Origin of the sequence: Methylobacterium sp. E-046, assembly GCF_022829625.1 — a bacterium.
GTDB lineage: Bacteria > Pseudomonadota > Alphaproteobacteria > Rhizobiales > Beijerinckiaceae > Methylobacterium > Methylobacterium longum.
The window spans coordinates 1-1,751 of record NZ_JAKSYP010000289.1; the positions used below are offsets into that span (position 1 = coordinate 1).

The 1,751-nt window shown below is 62.1% G+C and carries 3 protein-coding genes; 1 reads left to right on the forward strand and 2 read right to left on the reverse strand.

Annotation, left to right across the window (positions count from 1 at the left end; genetic code table 11):
- Positions 1-423 (reverse strand): manganese catalase family protein (locus tag MKK82_RS31665; RefSeq protein ID WP_243987945.1); only part of this gene is annotated, 423 nt, incomplete at its 3' end.
- A gap of 140 nt (positions 424-563) precedes the next feature.
- Here MKK82_RS31665 and MKK82_RS31670 point away from each other — a divergent pair.
- Positions 564-791 (forward strand): hypothetical protein, encoded by a 228-nt coding sequence (locus MKK82_RS31670; RefSeq protein WP_243987946.1) that lies wholly within the window; start codon positions 564-566, stop codon positions 789-791.
- A gap of 698 nt (positions 792-1,489) precedes the next feature.
- On the opposite strand, the gene MKK82_RS31675 is transcribed toward MKK82_RS31670, so the two are convergent.
- Positions 1,490-1,750, reverse strand: coding sequence for a hypothetical protein (locus MKK82_RS31675; protein ID WP_243987948.1), 261 nt, complete (start codon positions 1,748-1,750; stop codon positions 1,490-1,492).
- Position 1,751 lies beyond the last annotated feature (1 nt).

Consider the following 1,751-nt stretch of genomic DNA (forward strand, 5'->3'; position numbering starts at 1 on the left):
GTTGCCGGTCGTGGTGACCATGTCGACGTTCCACGACTGGGCGTTCGAGTTGATTGGAGTCGCGCCGCCGCCGTTGGCCAGGAAGGCACCAGCAAGCCTCACGTCCTGCATCTCGGCGAACGGCGCCTTGGAGATGTCGACGTCCTCCTGCGGGTTGCCTGGGCCATTGTTGAGCATGGCGATGCCCGTCGAGACCAGCTCGACGTGGCCGATCTCCTCGGCGAAGATGCTCGACACCAAGCTGTAGAAGGGTCGTAGCTTCTCCTTGTTGCGGAAGTTGAAGCTTTGGAACATGTAGTTCCCCAGCGTCGACATTTCGCCGTACTTTCCGCCGAGCAACTCCTGCAAGGCCGCTGCCGCATTAGGCTCAGGCCGCTTTGGCTCTGGAAGTTCGGTCAGGAGCTTGTCGATTTTCATGAACATAGGGGTAGCTCCGTTTGCGCGAGGTGCACCCCAGGGCATCTGTTTGCGGGACCGATCGTTCCTGACCGCTTCGCGAGAACGAGCGAGGAACCACGTGCAAAGCACGAAACGATTTCGGCTGCGCGCCCGTTGAGGACGCCATGGCGAGCATCGCAATCTTGATCGACACGCCTCAGGGTGCACGGCTCCTCGCAGCGTACTCGGCGCGCGAGGCTGCGCTGATGGCTGAGTCCGTCATCGCGACCGTCGCTCGGTCCGATTTACCAGTGGCAGTCTCGGTCGAGTGCGGGAGTTCCGATATGGCTGATCAGCTGATGAACTATCTGGCCGACGTGCAGATGGAACGCGTGTTGGCGGAAGCGGCCTGAAGCCACCCACTTTGTGCCGATTGCCCCTGGTCTGCTACAGCCCCGGTTCTTCCCGTCTGCGCGCCCGAGGCGTTCGCGACACCGCACGGCATGCGGCGGGCAAGCACATGACGACAAGCTTTTCTGGGCCAGTTCCCTAGGCTTCGCCCTTGAAGCCTAGGCCGGGCGGTCCCGTGATGGTCGGCGCGGTGCAGCGGGACTAGAAACCGCGGTGCGCCGGCTCATGGACCCTCATTGCAGGCGAGGTGCGTTGGTATTGGCTTTGATCCAGCGAGGCGAGAGGATGTCGCCGTCCTCGGTGATGATCCAGGGCTGGGCGTCCTCAGCGTCGATGGCCTCCGCCGCAGCGCCCAGGATGGCTGGAGTCAGGCGCCAGTCCCGCGGGAGGAGTCCGCAGCCAAAGATGCCCCCAACCCTGGCGGGAAGTCAGTCGCGCAGAACAAGGAGCGGCCCGTGCCAGCTGCCCCGACCACCTACAAGCCAGGCGAAGATCCTCAGGCGCCAGTTGAGCAACAGGCAGCAACCCCATCGGGCAATAACCCAGCAGCACCATCGAAATAGGTCAACTATTCTGTCCAATCAGACAGCTTGATGTCGGCCTACAGAACCTACAAAGGGCCGTTCTCTCTTTTTAAAAAACGACTCTTCGGTTGCAGTGGCAGCGATTACACCACGTATCCAACGATTGTTGATAAGGCCTATTTCCCGCCGCCACTGCCAGTCGAACCCATCCGCGACGGCTGTCCCTTATTGCCGGAAGCAGCCGAGTCGTTCGAGATGCTATCGGCAGCACGACCCGTCGGCGAATAGGATCTGGCGCCTTCCTCCCCGGTTGAACCTGGCTGACGTGTGACGACGCCGGGGGCGCCACGTGGGACAACCACGGTCGTGCTGGTGGGGGTCTCGATCACCTGAGCGAGGGCGGGCGTGACGATCATTGCTGCGACGGCCGCAATGATG